This is a genomic window from Saccharothrix luteola, assembly GCF_020859565.1.
GTDB lineage: Bacteria > Actinomycetota > Actinomycetes > Mycobacteriales > Pseudonocardiaceae > Actinosynnema > Actinosynnema luteola.
This window is the reverse complement of the sequence record NZ_JAJHUO010000001.1, coordinates 237,572-253,927: the sequence shown is the minus strand read 5'-3', so window position 1 is coordinate 253,927 and position 16,356 is coordinate 237,572. Positions and strand designations below refer to the sequence as shown.

At 71.3% G+C, this 16,356-nt stretch carries 14 protein-coding genes; 9 read left to right on the top strand and 5 right to left on the bottom strand.

Annotation, left to right across the window (positions count from 1 at the left end; all coding sequences use genetic code 11):
• The first annotated feature begins 241 nt into the window (after window positions 1-241).
• The 4 genes from LNK82_RS00980 to LNK82_RS00965 are packed head-to-tail and all read left to right on the top strand — an operon-like array spanning window position 242 to window position 3,444.
• On the top strand, window positions 242-958 hold the full coding sequence (locus tag LNK82_RS00980) for a methyltransferase (protein WP_230564955.1): 717 nt from the start codon (window positions 242-244) through the stop codon (window positions 956-958).
• On the top strand, window positions 958-1,764 hold the full coding sequence (locus LNK82_RS00975; protein ID WP_230564954.1) for a Rossmann-like domain-containing protein: 807 nt from the start codon (window positions 958-960) through the stop codon (window positions 1,762-1,764). Before LNK82_RS00980 ends, LNK82_RS00975 begins: the two co-directional genes overlap by 1 nt.
• A gap of 16 nt (window positions 1,765-1,780) precedes the next feature.
• Window positions 1,781-2,899, top strand: coding sequence for a pyridoxal-phosphate dependent enzyme (locus LNK82_RS00970; protein ID WP_230564953.1), 1,119 nt, complete (start codon window positions 1,781-1,783; stop codon window positions 2,897-2,899).
• Between the two features lie 38 nt (window positions 2,900-2,937).
• The gene (locus LNK82_RS00965; protein WP_308257136.1) at window positions 2,938-3,444 is read left to right on the top strand and encodes a Fur family transcriptional regulator; all 507 of its coding nucleotides are present in this window, start codon (window positions 2,938-2,940) and stop codon (window positions 3,442-3,444) included.
• Window positions 3,445-3,527: 83 nt separating this feature from the next.
• Here the strand turns inward: LNK82_RS00965 and LNK82_RS00960 are convergent, their stop codons facing one another.
• Both LNK82_RS00960 and LNK82_RS00955 read right to left on the bottom strand, forming a co-directional pair.
• Window positions 3,528-4,778, bottom strand: a complete 1,251-nt coding sequence (locus tag LNK82_RS00960) for an MFS transporter (protein ID WP_230564951.1) — start codon at window positions 4,776-4,778, stop codon at window positions 3,528-3,530.
• Between the two features lie 7 nt (window positions 4,779-4,785).
• Complete coding sequence (locus tag LNK82_RS00955; protein ID WP_230564950.1) at window positions 4,786-5,718, bottom strand: ATP-grasp domain-containing protein; 933 nt, start codon at window positions 5,716-5,718, stop codon at window positions 4,786-4,788.
• 373 nt (window positions 5,719-6,091) lie between these two features.
• Between LNK82_RS00955 and LNK82_RS00950 the strand changes: the two genes are divergently transcribed.
• Window positions 6,092-7,333 (top strand): MFS transporter, encoded by a 1,242-nt coding sequence (locus LNK82_RS00950; RefSeq protein WP_230565132.1) that lies wholly within the window; start codon window positions 6,092-6,094, stop codon window positions 7,331-7,333.
• 228 nt (window positions 7,334-7,561) lie between these two features.
• Window positions 7,562-8,314, top strand: a complete 753-nt coding sequence (locus LNK82_RS00945; protein WP_230564949.1) for a TauD/TfdA family dioxygenase — start codon at window positions 7,562-7,564, stop codon at window positions 8,312-8,314.
• 33 nt (window positions 8,315-8,347) lie between these two features.
• Here the strand turns inward: LNK82_RS00945 and LNK82_RS00940 are convergent, their stop codons facing one another.
• A complete protein-coding gene (locus tag LNK82_RS00940; protein WP_308257135.1) occupies window positions 8,348-8,746 on the bottom strand; it encodes a helix-turn-helix domain-containing protein in 399 nt (132 codons plus the stop codon).
• A gap of 150 nt (window positions 8,747-8,896) precedes the next feature.
• On the opposite strand from LNK82_RS00940, the gene LNK82_RS00935 reads away from it, so the two are divergent.
• Genes LNK82_RS00935 through LNK82_RS00925 form a run of 3 tightly spaced genes read left to right on the top strand, consistent with a single transcriptional unit; the run spans window position 8,897 to window position 12,284 of the window.
• The gene (locus tag LNK82_RS00935) at window positions 8,897-10,210 is read left to right on the top strand and encodes a hemolysin family protein (protein ID WP_230564948.1); all 1,314 of its coding nucleotides are present in this window, start codon (window positions 8,897-8,899) and stop codon (window positions 10,208-10,210) included.
• A complete protein-coding gene (locus LNK82_RS00930) occupies window positions 10,207-11,253 on the top strand; it encodes a hemolysin family protein (RefSeq protein ID WP_230564947.1) in 1,047 nt (348 codons plus the stop codon). The genes LNK82_RS00935 and LNK82_RS00930 overlap by 4 nt, the downstream gene beginning before the upstream one ends.
• Before the next feature lie 29 nt (window positions 11,254-11,282).
• On the top strand, window positions 11,283-12,284 hold the full coding sequence (locus LNK82_RS00925) for a sporulation protein (protein ID WP_230564946.1): 1,002 nt from the start codon (window positions 11,283-11,285) through the stop codon (window positions 12,282-12,284).
• A 335-nt stretch (window positions 12,285-12,619) separates the two neighbouring features.
• Here LNK82_RS00925 and LNK82_RS00920 read toward each other — a convergent pair whose 3' ends face one another.
• Together LNK82_RS00920 and LNK82_RS00915 are read right to left on the bottom strand one after the other, a co-directional pair.
• The gene (locus LNK82_RS00920) at window positions 12,620-14,935 is read right to left on the bottom strand and encodes a protein kinase domain-containing protein (RefSeq protein ID WP_230565130.1); all 2,316 of its coding nucleotides are present in this window, start codon (window positions 14,933-14,935) and stop codon (window positions 12,620-12,622) included.
• Window positions 14,936-15,120: 185 nt separating this feature from the next.
• Window positions 15,121-16,278, bottom strand: a complete 1,158-nt coding sequence (locus LNK82_RS00915) for a mandelate racemase/muconate lactonizing enzyme family protein (RefSeq protein ID WP_230564945.1) — start codon at window positions 16,276-16,278, stop codon at window positions 15,121-15,123.
• Between the last annotated feature and the right edge of the window lie 78 nt (window positions 16,279-16,356).

Here is a 16,356-nt window from a genome sequence, read left to right as displayed (position 1 = left end):
TCGCTCGTCCGCGGGATCCCGTGCGGAAACCGTTGTGCTGCAACGACCGCTCACGTTCGCCAGGCGTTTCTGCGACCAACCGTCGTCCATGACGGGCAGCTCGGCGCGACGGCTCCGCACTGACGCGCTCTGGCGAGCGGATCGCGTCGGCCGGACCGGCCCACTACGCACCCATACACCGTGACGCGCCGCACCGGCACGTCGCGAACGGCCGTGCGCCGCCACGACAGGAGGAACGAGGATGGACGTCGTCGTCGAGGAACTGCCACCGATCCTTCCCGCCGAGCACATCATCGCCATCAACAAACCCAAGCGCGACTTGCACACCGAGCGCGACTACAGCTGGAACGGCCTGGAATTCCGCTTGCCGCCCGGGGTGTTCCACCCCGGTGAGACCAGTCGCATGCTGCACAAGTGGCTGCTGGACGGCGAGATCGAGACCAAGGGCCGGGTCTACGCCGCGATGGGCGCCGGCGCCGGTGTCGAAGCCGTCGCGGCGGGACTGAGAGGGGCGCGGGAGATCTACGCGCTCGACATCCACCCCGAGAGCGTCGCCGTGACCGCGCAGCACTACACCGAGCACGTCGGACCGCGTCCGGGGACCGACTTCCACCCCCTGGTGTCGGACTTGTTCGACGCCGTGCCGGACGGCACCCGGTTCGACGTCGTCACGTTCAACCCGCCCGCGGTCAGCCAGACCGTGAGCGACGACCCCGACGTGATCCGCAACGTGTGCGTCGGCGCGTCGCTGGTCACCCGCTTCTTCGACGAGCTGGTCGACCGCGACCTGCTCGCGGAGGACGGCGAGGTGCTCATCATCGTGTCCAACACGGCGGACCTGCGCACGGTGGTCGGTCACGCCGTGGAGCGCGGCCTGGTCGCGCGCGTTCGCTACCGGCACGACTGGGACGACGGCGTGATCACCTTCCTGTTCGGCCTGACCCGGAAGGCGGCGTGATGGGACCGACCACGGTCGACGAACTGCTCGCGGCGGTGAGCGAGGGCGGCTACGGCCCGGACCCGACCACCACCGTGGCCACCAGTGTCTTCTGGGCGCACCACGGAACCCGCTTGGCGGGCGGTGACACCACCTATCGCAACCAGTACGTGTTGGTGCGGGTCGGCACCGCCATCGGCGGATGCGCCTTCGCCGAGGGTGAGGTGGACCCGGCGATCTGCGCCGAAGCGTCCGGGGCCACGCTGGCGGACCTGCTCGCCGACGCGCCGACCGCGGTGCGCGTCGCCGCACTGGACGCCTACCTCGCCCACGTGAGTCCACACAGGACCGGCGGCGCCGAGCAGGTGGTCCTGCCCGCCGGCACCCCTGAAGCACGGGCCAAGGCGCGCGACGCCGCCGTGGCCGGTCTGCTCGATCCCCGGCCCGGGTCCAAGGTCGCGTTGATCGGGGTGGTCAACCCTTTGGTCGCCGCGATCCGCGACCGTGGCGCCGAATGCCTGCCGTGCGACCTGGTGCTGCGGACCACGCAGTGGGGTGACCCGGTCGCCACCGACATGCGCGAGGTGCTCGACGTCGCCGACGCGGTGGTCGCCACCGGCATGACCATCGGCAACGGCACCTTCGACGAGATCCTGACGACCTGTCGGGAACGGGACGTCCCCCTCGTGGTGTACGCCCAGAGCGCCAGTGCGGTGGCGCGGCACTTCCTCGGCGCTGGCGTGACCGCGCTGTCCGCGGAGCCGTTCCCCTTCTCCCAGTTCAGCGCCGAGGAAACGGTCCTGTACCGCTACCGCGCCCACTCCTGACCGGACCGAGGACGAAGTGGACCACCACATCAGCGACGCACTCGGCCGCCCGGCACTCGTGCGCCTGGACGACCGCACCGCTTGCCTGCGCTTCGAGACCATGAAGGTCGCCTCGGCGCTGGCGGCGGTACGCCACCTGTTGGACGACGGCACGATCGGCCCCGGCGACACCCTCGTCGACAGCTCCAGCGGCATCTACGCGCACGCCCTGGCGCTGGCGTGCCACCGGTACGGCCTGAAGTGCCACATCGTGGCCTCCACCACGGTGGACAAGACCTTGCGCATCCAACTGGAGATCCTGGGTGCGACGGTGGAACCGATGCCCCCGACGGTCAACCTCAAACTGGACCAGAACCGCAGGGTTTCGCGGGTGCGCGAGATCCTGCGGGACAACCCGGGGCACTACTGGATGCAGCAGTACCACGACGACATCCACTACCTCGGCTACCAGCCGATCGCCGAGATGCTGCGCCGCGAGCTGGGCGGCGAGCCGATCACGCTCGTGGGGGCGGTCGGCACCGGGTCCTCGACCGGCGCGCTCGCGCGCTACCTGCGCGAGAGCCGGCCCGACACCCGCCTCATCGGTGTCCAGCCCTTCGACAGCATCACGTTCGGCAGCGAGCACGTGCGCGACCCGGAGATCATCATCGCGGGCATCGGCAGCTCGATCCCGTTCGCCAACGTGGTGCACGACCTCTACGACGTCGTGCACTGGGTGGGCTTCGACGCGGCTCTGGCGGGCAGCGTGGCACTGCTCCGGGAGCACGCCGTCTTCGCCGGCTTGTCGACGGGCGCGGCGTACCTAGCGGCGCGTTGGGAAGACCGATCGACCTCTGACGGGCACATCGTGTTCATCGCACCCGACACCGGCCACCGCTACGTCGACAGCGCCTTCGCGAGACACCGCCAGGCGCCTGCCGCGGACGAACTGCGTCCGCGCGAGATCGACGCCCTCGACGACATGGCGCTTCCCTGGTCGCGGATGGACTGGAACCGGGCTCCCGCGCCTCCTGCCGCGGTCGCCGCCGCCCTGTCGCCGTCCCGCGGCAGCTCCGCGCCGCAGCCCCGGAGCGGCGTGTTGGCCGAGGAGGTCCGTTCCTCCGCCTACCTTCCCCGCTTCTCGTCCTCGACCTGACCGGGGGCGGGCAGGCCGGCCGGCGCAGCGGCTCGCACGTGCACGCGGTCGATCGAGTGTGGGGAGCGGGAGTGGGCGGGGAGGCCGATGACAGCGTCGGTGGAGTGCGGAGGACGTCGCAACGTCGAGCGGTGTTGCGCGTGCTGCACGCCTCGTCGGGGCCCGTGACGGCGCAGGAGATCCACGAACGCGCGCGGATGGCGGGCGAGCGGATCGGTCTGGCCACCGTCTACCGGCACTTGGACGCGCTGACCCGAGCAGGAGTCACCTGCACGACGCAGAACCGGAGCGGGACCCACCTGTACCACCTGAGGTACGACGACGAGGACGACCACCACCTCACCTGTGTGAAGTGTGGTCGCACCGTCCGGGTGAACGCCTCGGCCGTGGTGCGGTGGGCCGTTCGAACCGCAGGTGTCCACGGCTTCTCGGACATCCGGTTGTCGATCGACCTGACCGTTCTGTGCCTCCAGTGCGGGGGTGATCAGGTGGCACAACCGGAAGGGCTCGGCCGTTCGAGTCGCAACCCGCCCGACCGCACTTGAGGTGCGGGGGGGGGGGGGGGGGGGGGGGGGGGGCGGCGCCCCCCCCCCCCGCCCCCCCCCCCCCCCCCCCCACGCCCGCGGGATCACCCGTCGACCTCCGCCTCCCGGGTGGGACGACGCGCCGACCGGGGGTCGGCGAACTTCCGCGTGCCCGGCACGGCAAGCGCGCCGAGCGCCGAAACCACGGTCAACACCCCGCACACGACCAGCACCGGGGTCTGCCCGACGGAGGTCAACGCGTACGGCAGCACGATCAACCCGAGCGGCGCCACGCCGTGCGAGACCATGAAGTCGAGGGAGAACAGCCGCCCCATCCGCTCCGGCGGCACCTCACGCTGGATGGCGCTGAACCAAGGGATGTTGAACGCCTCGATGCCCGCGCCGCCCAGGAAGTACGCGACCAGCACCAGCGCCGCCCCGAGGTACGGCGACACGCCCGGCACGGTGAGCGCGAGCGGAACCAGGCCGTAGAGGCTCAACCCGACGAAGGCGACCAAGCCCGGCCGACGCGGCGTCCAGCGGCCCATCACGACGGCGGCGGCGACCGCCCCGGCCGAGTAGGTTCCCAGCGCGATCCCGATGAACGTGTCACCGCCCAACTCGGTGCGGCTCACCAGGGGCAGGGTGAGCTGCTGCACGGCCCACCCCAGCGCCAACCAGATCACCAGCGCGCCCAGACCGGCCACGAACCAGCGGTGCCGACCGGCCTCGCGCAGCACCTCGGCGAAGTCGGCGAACGGGCGGCGGCGGGCGTCGTCGGACGGCGGCGGTTCGCTGCGCGGCAGGCGCAGCGCCAGCCCGGCCGAGCCCATCCACAGCACCCCCGTGGCCACCAGCGTCGCCGCGCCGCCGATCGCCACGTACAGCAGGGTCGCCGCCGTCGGGCCGGCGATCAGCAGCAGCCTGCTGCTCAGCGTGGACAGCGCGTTGGCCCGTTGCAGGTCGTCATCGGGCACGACCTCGCCGATCAGCGCCTGGTAAGCGCCGCGGAACAGGCCCTCACCCACCCCGGCCATCAGGATCGCGACGCAGATCGCCAACACCGACACGGTGAACGCGGGCACCACGGCCAGGATCGCCACGCCGCGGACGGCGCTGGCCAGCGTCAGGACCGTGCGACGGGCGTAGCCGTCGGTGAACACCCCGCTGAGGACCGCGCCGAGCACGAAGCCCGCGGTGCGACAGCCGAGGACCAACCCCAGCACGGTGATGCCGCCCCGGGTGTCGAGCAGGTAGAGGGTGAGCGCGACCGGCATGACGGAGGTCGCCGCACCGGAGGCGGTGGAGCTCAGCCAGGCGAGCCGGAAACGGGAGTTGCGCAGGATTCCCAGCATCGCCGGCTCAGTAGGTGGCCGACGGACGCCAGTTGCGGCGCGCGTCCTCGAAGTCGCGGCCCGCCGCGACCAGGAAGGAGGCGAGCTGGGTCAGCGGGACCGGGTCCCCGCCCAGGGCGTGCAAGGCCTCGGCGCAGGTGGGACAGGTGTTGACCTCGTAGACGACGAGTTCTCCGGTCTCCTCGTTGCGCGCGACGTCCACGCCGGCCCAGAGCGCGTCCATCGTCTCGGCGGCGCGCTCGCCGATCTCCACGATGTCCGGGGTGAGTTCGAGCCGACGTCGGGTGAAGCCGTCGGCGGTGCTGATCCAGGAGTCGTCCGGCGCGGTCCGCTCGATCGCGGCCACCGCCTTGTAGTTCACGCACAGCACGCGGATGTCCTGGTGCCGCGCCGGAACGTAGGGCTGGACGTAGTAGGTGTCCGGCCCGGGGTCCAGCTCGCGCACGTGGGCACGCACTGCCGCCTCGTCCTCCAGCAGTTGCAGGCCCCGGCCGCAGGAGAGCATCAGCGGCTTGGTCACCAGCGGGTAGCCGCGCTCGTTGGTCCACGAGGCCAGCGTGTTCTCGTCACGACCCCACAGCACCGGCAGGTGAGGCACCTTGGCGCCGTTGAGCAGCGCCGAGTTCAGGTACTTCGACTGGCCGCGCATCAGCGTCATCGCCGAGTTCACCACGGGTACCCCGGCGAGCCGGGCGGTTTCCAGCTGGTTCATGCCCAGGATCAGGTAATCCTCGTACACCCAGCCCATCATGAGGTCGATCGCCAACTCCTCACCGCCGACGAAGAACCGGGTGGACGCCGGGGTCACCTCGATCACCAGCTCGTCGGGGTGCACCCGTAAGGGGCGCCCGCCCAAGCGTTCGATCTCGGAGAACACGATGCGGTGGTCGCTGTCGTCATCGTCGTTGCCGAGCAAGACGATCAACGGGGTCTCGGTCATGGGAACTCCTCGCCGGGTAGTGGGGTCGGGTGGCCGGTCGGCAGAGGCAAGAGTGCAAACGATTTTCATTACTAACATATCCGTGTGAGTGTCGCCACCGTCGAATGGGGCACTTGTCCGTCGCAGGCCCGGCGTGCGCTTCGGCACTCCGCAGGTCGCGGCCGGTGGGGGATCGGTGGAGGTTCGGTGAGCGCGGTCGTCGGTGAAGGGTCGCCCGGGTGTCGACCCCGATGATCGACCTGCTATTGGTAACCGTAACCATTGCAAGTACCGTAGCTGCACACCGTTTGCAGTTGCCATGACGTGGCGAAAAGTGGATGCGCCCGTCAGAATCGATACAGGGGGTTGCCGGGTGGCTACGTCGTCGATGTCGATGGAGGCAGGGGAGACCCGTCGGTCGCCGTCGATCCTGCGTGAGCCGGACTTCGTGCGGCTGTGGACGGGGATGACGGCATCGGGCCTGGCTACCTGGGCGCTTCCCTTCGTGCTCGGGTTGGGCGTGCTGGAGCGGGAGTTGAGCGCGGCGGGGCTCGGCGTCGTGCTGGCCGCGCGAACGGCCGGATTCCTGGTTGCCCTGCCGGTCGCCGGGGTGCTGGCGGACCGGTACTCCCGTCGTGGGGTGGTGCTGTGGGCGGGACTCGCGGCGGCGGCGGGCGCGCCGGTGATCGCGCTGGGGCTCGGCTGGTCGGTGCCGCTGATGGCGGTCGCGGCGGTCGTGGTGGGTGTCGGGCAGGGCGCCTGCCGGCCGGCGTTCCAGGCGCTGGTCGCGGACGTCGTCGACGCCGAGCGGCGGCAGGCGGCCAACGCGGCGTTGGCGCTGGCCGTGCGCATCACCACGCTGACCGCGCCCGGCCTGACCGCCCTCCTCGCGACCCTGCTGGACACCCGTGCGCTGCTCGTGGGTACCGGCGTCGTCTGGTTGTGCGCCGCACTGGTTCCGCCGAAGGGGCGGCCGGCGGCGACCACCGGCCCGAACGCCCGCGGTGCCCGGGTTCGGTTCCTGGCCGAGTTCGCCGAGGGGGTGCGTGAGGCGCGGCGGCATCCCTGGTTCCTGGCCGGGCTGGCCGCGCTCACCGCGGTGATCGCCACCGGCTACTCCGCAACCAGCGTCGCCCTGCCACTCATCAGCCGCGACCGCTACGACACGGAGGTGGTGCTCGCCGCATCGGTGACCGCCTACACCGTGGGTGGGCTGCTCGGCGCGCTGCTGGTCACCCGTTGGCGGCCGCGCGCCCAGGGCTGGGCCGCGCTCACCGCACTGGCTTGTTACGGCTTCGCGCCGCTCGCACTGCTGTTGCCGGTGCACTGGGTGGTCATCGTGGCCGCGTACGTGATCGCGGGTCTGGGCATCGAGTTGTTCAACGTCCCGTGGTTCACCGCCACCCAGCGCGAGGTCGAACCGGACAAGCTGGCCCGTGTGTCCTCTTTGGACTTCCTGCTGTCGTACGGCCTCGCTCCGATCGGGCTCGCGCTCATCGCGCCTGCCATCGACGCGTTCGGCGTGACCACCGTGCTCGGCGTGTGCGCGGCCCTCTGCTTCCTCGCCCCGGCCGCAGCCGCCCTCGTCCCCAGCGCCCGGGACTTCGCCCGGCGCCCCACCGCGGCCCGTCGATGACCGTTCGTTCGGCACCACCTTGGTGGGGAGCGAGCCCGGCCTCTGGTGCATCGCACTTGCAGTTGCCATCGTGTTGTAATTGCGCGGTCGACAACCGGATCGGATACGGGGGGAGTTCCAGGTGACCACGTCGTCGCCGGGCGCCTGCGCGGCCGTGTGCTTCACGGCCCCGGCCGCCGCGGTGCTGGTGCCCGGCGCGTGGGGTCCCGCCACTGCCGGAGCCGGCCGGTGAACGGTCGGGAACTCGGTGTCGTGCCCGCCCGCGTGGACGCCGACGACGCCGACAAGGCCCGCGATGCGCTCGCCGGGACAGGCTCGGTGATCCTCACCGGCCTATCGGTCACCCCGGACGCTCTGGTGGTGGCCGCCGCGCACCTGTACGGGCAGCACCTGCGGCAGTTGTTCCCGATTCGCGAACGGGCGTCGCGCGAGGGCGGTCCGGTGCACCTGCACGCCGACAGCTTCGACCAGGTGGTCGACATCGGCGGGGTGCCGTCCCGGCGGCGCGACCCCGACGAGGACGCCGTGCTCGTCCAGTGCGTCCGCCCCGCGCCCACCGGCGGCGACTCGTTCCTCCTGGACGCCTACCGCTACCTCGACACGTGCCCCGATCAGGAGCTGGTCGACTTCCTCACGGACGTGGACGTCGACCTCTACGGCGAGTGGGCCGGGCTGCGTGGACTGCCCGCGGCCCCGCGCGTGGGCCGCCACGTCGAGTACACCCGGACCGGTCGGCGCATCGCCCGCCGCACCGACGGGGCCGTGCCCCTGCACCGCGACCCCGACGCCGAGCACATCACCGCGATGGTCGACCGGTTCCAGCGCACCGTGCACGCGCTGGAGGCGGACCTGCCCCGCGTCCGCCTGGAGGAAGGCGACATCCTGGCGGTCGACAACTACCGCTGCTGGCACGGCCGCGACCCGCACACCGGCGACCGGGCGGTGCGGATCCTGACGCTGCGCACCGACGCGGCCCGGTAGCACCCGCGTTGAGCGCGGCCTGGTCGGTTCGAGTCAGGGGAGAGGCAGGTCGGGCGGGATCTGGAGGGCGACGGTGATGAGGGAGTGGACGCGGGTGGCTACCGCGGCCAATAGGCCGTGGACTTCCGGCGAGGCTGCCTCCGCCGCTGCTTGGAGGGTGCGCAGGTCTTCGTCGATGCGGTCGAGGATCGCGCCGACGTCCGCGTGCTGGTTCTGCAGCGCGGTGGCGATCTCCTCCAGGGGAACACCCTGGACCTCGAGACGTTGTACGAGGTGGATGCGCTCGACGTCGGCGGGGTCGTAGAGGCGGTAGTTGCTCGCGGTGCGCTTGGCCGGCGTGAGCAGGCCGAGGCTGGTGTAGTAGTCGACGGTGCGCGGGCTGACCTGGGCTCGGGCGGCGAGTTCGCCGATCTTGAGCAAGACGACAGTCACTGCCGGCCTCACCTCCGTGTACTCACCGTGAACCGTACAGTTGCACGTGCTACCGTGCATTATGCCCGATAGCGCTGACACAGACGGTTGTAGTAGTGGGCCGGGTGGGACCCGGCTGATCATGGATTCTCCGCTCGTGGCGGGTGCGCCGTGTTGATCTTCACCGGCTTGCTCGCGATCGTGGCCCTCACCGTGGCCACGGGGTACTTCGTGGCCCAGGAGTTCGCCTACATGGCGGTGGACCGGGGCCGGCTCCACCAGATGGCCGAGGCCGGCGACAAGGCCGCCGAGCGGGCCCTGAGGGTCACGCAGAAGTTGTCGTTCATGCTCTCAGGCGCCCAGTTCGGGATCACGGTGACGGCGCTGCTCGCCGGTTACGTGGCCGAGCCCCTCCTGGGCACGGGTCTGGCCGACCTGCTCGGGCTGACGGGCCTGTCCACGGCCGTGGCGGTGTCGCTGTCGATGGTGGTGGCACTGGTGTTCGCCACGGTGGTGCAGATGGTGCTGGGCGAGCTGTTGCCCAAGAACTTCGCCATCGCGCGGCCGGAGCCGTTGGCCAAGGCCTTGAGCGCCTCCACCCTGGTCTACCTCAAGGTCGCCGGTCCGGTGATCCGCCTGTTCGACGCCGCGGCCAACCGCCTGCTCCGCGCGGTCGGCATCGAGCCGGTGGAGGAGCTGCCGCAGGGGGCGACCCCGGATGACCTGCGCCAGATCGTCAACGACGCCGGTGCCGAAGGTCATCTGGACGCTGAGCTGTCCCGACTGCTGGATCGCGGCCTCGGCTTCCGCGACCTGGTCGCCGAGCAGGCCATGACCCCCAGGGTGGTGGTGCACAGCGTCCGCGCTGACGAGCCCGTCGTCCGCGTGGTGGAGTTGCTGGACACCGGTCATTCCCGCTTCCCCGTCTTCGGCGAGGACTTGGACGACCTGCGCGGCGTGGTCGGGTTGGCCGAGGTGTTGACCGTGGACGCCGAGCGGCGTGCGGACGCGCTGATCGGTGACATCGCCTCGCCCGCTCTCGTGGTGCCCTCCTCGCTGCCGCTCCCGGCGGTGTTGGAGCGGCTGCGGGCCGAGCGCCGGCAGTTGGCGTGCGTGGTGGACGAATTCGGCGGCTTCGCCGGGGTCGTCTCGCTGGAGGACCTGGCAGAGGAGCTGGTCGGTGAGATCCACGACGAGGACGACCTCGTCGAAGAGGTCATCGAGCCGGTCGGCGAGGGGGTGTGGCGGGTGCCCGGCCGGATGCGGGTGGACGAGATCGCCGACGCCACCGGCGTGGAGCTGCCCGAGCACGACAGCTACGACACCGTCTCGGGCCTGGTGCTGAGCCGGCTCGGCCGCACGGCCCGGGTGGGCGACGAGGTGGAGCTCGACGGCGCGTCGGTGCGGGTGACCGCGGTCGCGCGCAACGTGCCCGACAGCATCCTGCTCGCCGCCCGCACCCCGGATCGGGAGGACGCCCGATGAGCACCACGTGGTCGTTGCTGATCTCACTGGTGTTGTTGGTGGCCAACGCGTTCTTCGTGGCCGCCGAGTTCGCGCTCATCGCCGCCAAGCGGCACCGCCTGGAGCAGGAGGCCGAGACCAGTCGCGCCGCCCGTGCGGCCGTGGCGGGTGTGCGCGAGCTGTCGTTGATGCTCGCCGGCGCGCAGCTGGGCATCACGCTGTGCACGCTGGGGTTGGGCGCGCTGGCCAAGCCCGCGGTGGCCGACCTGGTCGACCCGCTGCTGCTGGCGACCGGCCTGCCGTCGGGGGTGTCGTACGGCATCGCGTTCACGCTGAGCCTGGTGCTGGTGGTGTTCTTGCACATGGTGGTCGGCGAGATGGCCCCGAAGTCGTGGGCGATCTCCCACCCCGAGCGCTCGGCGCTGCTGCTGGCGCTGCCGTTCCGCGCGTTCGCCCACTCGGTCCGATGGGTCCTCAGTGGACTCAATGGTGTGACGAACGCGTTGCTGCGGTCGATGAAGGTCGAGCCGCAGGCCGAGTTGGCGCAGGCACACCGGCCGGAGGACCTGCGGATGCTGGTGCGGCAGTCCGGTGAGCACGGTCTGATCCCCGAGGGGCAGCAGCGGTTGCTGACCCGGATGCTGCAACTGCAGAGCACGACCTTGGCCCAGGTCATGGTGCCGATCGAGGACGCGCTGAGCGTGTCCGTGCACAGCAGCGCACGAGCGGTCGAACGCCGCAGCCGTGAGTCGGGGCGTTCCCGGTTCCCGGTGATGGACGTGCACGGCAACTACGTCGGCCTGGTGCACATCCGCGAGGCCGTGCGCGCCGTGGCCGCCGGCCATCGCAGGACCGCCCGCGAGATGATGGCTCCGGCGCTGGCCCTTCCCGCCACCATGCCGGTCGCGAGCGCGGTCACCGCGATGCGCGCGGACCGCGCCCAGCTGGCGCTGGTGTCCGACGCCGACGGCGGCGTGATCGGCATCGCCGCGTTGGAAGACCTCCTCGAAGAGCTGATCGGCGACTTCGAGGACGAGACCGACACCCTGCTCCGCACCACCTGAACACCCACCCCTCCCGGAGGAAGAACCTGATGTTCAAACGGATGCTCAGCGCCTTCGGCGTCGGCGGACCGTCCGTCGACACCGTCCTGGACACCCCGCACGCCACCCCCGGCCAGGTGATCACCGGCCAGGTCCGCATCCAGGGCGGCAGCAACGACGCCAACATCGACCAGATCGTGCTGTCGCTCGTCACGCGCGTCGAGGTCGAGCACGGCGACCACGAGTTCGGCGGCGTGTCGGAGTTCCTGCGCGTGTCCGTCGCGCAAGGCGTGCGCGTGCCGGCCGGTCAGCCGATGGCGGTGCCGTTCCAGCTCCCGATCCCCTGGGAGACCCCGATCACCGCCGTCGGTGGGCAGCCACTGCCCGGCATGACCGTCGGCGTGCGCACCGAGCTGGTCATCTCCGGTGCCCCCGACAAGGGCGACCTCGACCCGCTCCTGGTCGGGCCGTTGCCGTCGCAGGACCGGGTCCTGGAGGCGTTCGGCCAGCTCGGCTTCCAGTTCCGCAGCGCCGACGTCGAAGCCGGCCGCATCCACGGCGTCCAGCAGGAACTCGGCTTCTACCAGGAGATCGAGTTCTTCCCGCCCGGCCAGTTCGCCGGCCGGATCAACCAGGTCGAGCTGACCTTCGTCACCAACCCCCACGAGCTGGTCGTGGTGTTGGAAGCCGACAAGCGCGGCGGCATGTTCTCCTCCGGCTCCGACGCCTTCGGTCGTTTCCACGTGTCGCACCAGGACGCGATGAACACCGACTGGGCCGGCGCGATCAACCAGTGGATGGTGCAGATCGCCGAACGCGGCGGCCACTCCGCCTTCGGCGGCCACGCCCCTGCTTACGGCCAGCCCGGTTACGGGCACCACGGCGGCCACCACGGCCACTACGACGACGACCACCACGGCCGCCACCGCGGTCCCGGCATGGGCGCGGTCGTCGGCGGCGTTGCCGCCGGTGTGGTCGGCGGGATGGTCCTCGGCGAGGTCGTCGAAGAGGTCTTCGAGGACGGCGGCGAGGACCTGGGCTTCGAGGAGTGACACTCCGCTGATCGCCTGATCATCACGAGGCCGTGGCACGGTGAAGTGCCACGGCCTTCGTGCGTCCCGTGGTCAGCTGTCGCGGGCGCACCTGCCGGGTGGCCTCAGCGACATATCCGGCACGGCGTCGGGCCCGGGTTCCCGGCCTGCGGCGCATCGTGGTGGGCCTCGCGCGCGTCACGGATAGTGAACCGGGTCGTCCGCCGCTCGGCACGGCCCTGGGCTGCGCTGTCCGCGTTCGCCGAGAGTCGCCGCCCAGCGAGCTCACGCAGTGTCCGGCGTGTCCCACGAGGAGGGTATCTCCGGCACCACGGGCGGTCCTGCGGTAGACGGCGTCAGTTGACGCACGTGGGCGCGCGCCGCACGAGGCCCACTGGCACCACCGTTCCCGAAGAGCGCTCCGCCCCGGCGGCCGTCGCCGAAGTCGTCGGCGCGCCACCGGCCAGCCCGCCGACGAACGCGCGCAGCTCGACCGGGTCGGCGCTGGTCGTCCCGTCCGGGGTAACGGTCACCGGCGCGGTGAGGAACTCGACGTTGCCCGCCGCCAACTCCCGCATCCGCCGGGCGAAGTCGAGGATGTCCCAGTCCGCGTCGATGACCACCGTGCGCCGCAGCGTGTCGGTGAGCCGGGTGACGGTCGCCGGGTCGGTCAGGGTCTCGCTGGACAGCACCTTGTCCACCAGCCCCTCCATGAACGCCTGCTGCCGGGCGATGCGGTCGAGTTCGCCGCGCGGCAACCCTCCCCGCTGGCGGACGAACGACAGCGCGTCGCCACCGGAGACCGACTGCGGCCCCGCCTTGAAGTCCGCGCCCGAGCCCGGGTCGACGACGTCCGCCTTCAGGCACACGTCCACGCCCCCGATCACCTCGCTGATCAGGTAGAAGCCGTAGAGGTTGAGTTCGGCGTACCGGTCGACCCTGACCCCGGTCAACTGCTGCACGACCTGCACGAGCAGCTTGCGCCCGGCGTCGTCGGACTCACGGGCCAGCCGCCGCTCGTCGGTGACGCCCTCGCCGCGCAACGCGGTTTCCGCCCGCTGCCTGGCCACGCCGTACGCGCTGTTGACCGGCCCGTCCGGGGCGTCCGGGATCGGCACGCGGATGTCACGAGGCAGGGACACCGCGGCCGCCCTCCCGCCCCCGTCCGGCACGCGGATCAGCACGATGGTGTCCGTGGAGACGCCGGACTTCTGCTCGGTGCGCAGCTGCTTGAGCACGTCATCCGGCAGCGGTCGGCCTTCGGCGTCGGTGCGGCTGTCGTTGCCGACCAGCAGGATGTCGGTGGCGCCGTCGGTGGCGTCCGGACTGCCCGGCACGTCGAGCACGTGGCCCCCCTTCACGTCGTCGCCGATGCCGGTCAACACCACCCACGTGATGCCGGCGGCCACCAGCACCACGACCGCGACCAGGGCGATCGCGCCACGCCCGGCGTTGCCCGCCAGCCGTCGGACCCGTCGACCGCGCGTGTCGGCGGGCACCTCCACCGGCTCCGGGTGGACGTGCGTGGTCGCCTCTTCGGCGGGATCGGCGTCCGCGGGGTCGGGTGCGACGACCCGGCCCAGGGTGAGGGCTTCATCGCGCTTGGGCCCGAACCCGAACGACCTCGTCGGGCCGGCCGGCGCTTCCCGGGGGACCGCCTCGGTCGCGGTGTCGGGCGTCGGTCCGGTGACGGTGGCGGGTTCCGGGTCCGTGCCGTCCTCGGCGATCTCGGTCGCGGGAGTCTCGTCCTCGGCCACGCCGTCGTCACCGGTGTCGTCCTCGGTGCCAGGCGGGACAGCGGCAGGCGGAACGGTGGCGGCGGCCGGTGGTGGTTCGGCGGACACGACCGGCGGGGTGGGCACGAGGTCCACGGCGGACAGCGCGTCGCGGAACTCCGTCGCCGAGCCGTAGCGGTGCGCCGGATCGGCCGCCAGCGCCTTGGCCAGCACCGCCATCACCTCGTCCGGGACACCGCTGATGCCGGGCAGCGGCTGGTCGTGCATCCGGATGATCTCGGCCAGGTTCGGCTCGCCCAACCGCGGGAACCGGGGCGGCCGGCCGGATAACAGCGCGTAGAGCGTGGCGCCCAGCGCGTAGATGTCGGCCCGCTCGGTGGGCGTTTCCTGCCGGAACGCCTCCGGCGCCGCGTAAGCCGGGGTCAACGCGGTCAGGCTCGCCGAGGACTCCCGTCCCGGCTCGGCCAGCGCGGCGAGCCCGAAGTCGGCCAGCCCGCACACCCCGTACCGGTTGACCAGGATGTTGGCCGGTTTGATGTCCCGGTGCAGCACGCCCGCGTCGTGGGCGGCGGCCAGCGCGTCGGCGATCTTCACCGCCAACCCGCACGCCTCGTCCGCCGGCAGCGCGCCCCCGGTGCGCAGCCGGTCGAGCAACGACCCGCCGGTGCACAGCTCCATCACCAGGTAGGGCCGCCCGTCGGCGAGCACGCCCGCGTCGTAGAGATCCACCACGTTCGGGTGCCCGGACAGCCGTCCGGCCGCTCTCGCCTCGCGGAGGAACCGGCGGCGGTCGTTCTCGTCGAGCACCATCCGGCTGTCGATCTTGATCGCGACCTCGCGGTCCACGCTCACCTGCACGGCCCGGTACACGACGGCGAACCCGCCGCGGCCCACCAGGTCGACCACCCTGTACCCGGGCACCTGCGACTGGGGCATCACGATGATCAACCCTAGTGCGACCCCCACGCCGGGCCGCCGCAACTTGGCGCTTTCTCGACGAAATCGTGCGCGACGCGCAAGGTGGATCCGCCGAACCGACGTCGAACCACACCCGTTCGGGGGCCTGACCGGCGAGGGGCGTGCGCTCGTGCGCGAGACTCCCCGGCAGGGTGCCGGCTCCGCTACTCGAACACCCCGTAGCCCGCGACGGCGTGTGCCCGGACGCCGTCCATGTCGAGCTCCACGCCGATGCCGGGAGTGTCGGGAAGCGTGATGTAGCCGTCCTTGACGATCGAGCCACTCCCGTCAGGGGCGTGGACGTAGCCGTCCCACACCGCGCGCTCCTCCAAGGCGTGCCACTCCTGGACGAAGAAGTTGGGGATCGCTCCGCACAGGTGCGACGTGGCCATCGTGCCCAGCGGCGTCGACACCAGGTGCGGCGCGAAGGGGATGTAGTGCAGCTCCGCGAGGTTGGCGATCTTCTTGGCCTCGGCGAGGCCGCCGCACTTCGGCACGTCCGGCTCGATGACGTCCACGGCGCCGCGGTCGAGCAGCTCGCGGAATCCCCACCGCAGGTAGAGGTTCTCGCCCGCGCAGATCGGCGTGCGGGTCTGGGCGCGCACCCGCGCCAGCGCGTCGACGTTCTCCGCCGGCAGCGGCTCCTCGAGCCACATCAGGCGGAACGGCTCGAGCTCCCACGAGATCCGGCACGCGCTCGGCACGTCGTAGCGGGCGTGCAGGTCGATGGCCAGGTCGACGTCCGGTCCGATCGCTTCCCGGACGGCCGCTACGCGCTCGACCATCGATCGCAGCTCGGCGGCGTTGATCGTGTGGTTGAAGGCGTCGAACTTCACCGGGTGGTGCAGGTCGTCGATGTCGAACTTGATGGCGGTGAAGCCTTCGGCGACCACCCGTTGGGCCCGGTCGACGCACCCGGCGATCGAACCCGCCGGGTCGTCGCCATCGCCGCAGTCGGCGTAGAGGCGGATCCGGTCGCGGAACTTCCCGCCGAGCATCCGGTAGACCGGCTGGCCCGCGGCCTTGCCCGCGATGTCCCACAGCGCGAGTTCGATCCCGGACAGGGCGATCACGAACACGCCGCCCTGAGGGCCCGCGAAGACCCTGCCGCGGCGCAGCTTCTCCCAGCACCGCTCGACGTTGCGCGGGTCCTCGCCGATCAGGAGGGGCGTCAGGAACTCGATCATCCCGACGACGGCGGCCGCGCCGGCATCGGGATTGGCCTCGCCGAACCCGCTGAGGCCCTCGTCGGTGTCGATCCGCACCAGCGTGGCCTGACCGTGGTAGGCCACCACCGCCGTCGTGACGTTCACGATCCGCATTGCTCTCCCGCCGCCGGGTCGTGCCTCAACGGACTGTCGTGGTACCCAACTTGTCCTATAAGCTGATGACATGCAAAG

What these genes read in the sequence shown, in the direction of transcription:
- LNK82_RS00980 (WP_230564955.1), top strand. Translation starts at nt 242, where the DNA reads ATGGACGTCGTCGTCGAGGAACTGCCACCGATCCTTCCCGCCGAGCAC.
- LNK82_RS00975 (WP_230564954.1), top strand. Translation starts at nt 958, where the DNA reads ATGGGACCGACCACGGTCGACGAACTGCTCGCGGCGGTGAGCGAGGGC.
- LNK82_RS00960 (WP_230564951.1), bottom strand. Translation starts at nt 4,778, where the DNA reads ATGCTGGGAATCCTGCGCAACTCCCGTTTCCGGCTCGCCTGGCTGAGC.
- LNK82_RS00955 (WP_230564950.1), bottom strand. Translation starts at nt 5,718, where the DNA reads ATGACCGAGACCCCGTTGATCGTCTTGCTCGGCAACGACGATGACGAC.
- LNK82_RS00950 (WP_230565132.1), top strand. Translation starts at nt 6,092, where the DNA reads ATGGAGGCAGGGGAGACCCGTCGGTCGCCGTCGATCCTGCGTGAGCCG.
- LNK82_RS00930 (WP_230564947.1), top strand. Translation starts at nt 10,207, where the DNA reads ATGAGCACCACGTGGTCGTTGCTGATCTCACTGGTGTTGTTGGTGGCC.
- LNK82_RS00925 (WP_230564946.1), top strand. Translation starts at nt 11,283, where the DNA reads ATGTTCAAACGGATGCTCAGCGCCTTCGGCGTCGGCGGACCGTCCGTC.
- LNK82_RS00920 (WP_230565130.1), bottom strand. Translation starts at nt 14,935, where the DNA reads ATGCCCCAGTCGCAGGTGCCCGGGTACAGGGTGGTCGACCTGGTGGGC.
- LNK82_RS00915 (WP_230564945.1), bottom strand. Translation starts at nt 16,278, where the DNA reads ATGCGGATCGTGAACGTCACGACGGCGGTGGTGGCCTACCACGGTCAG.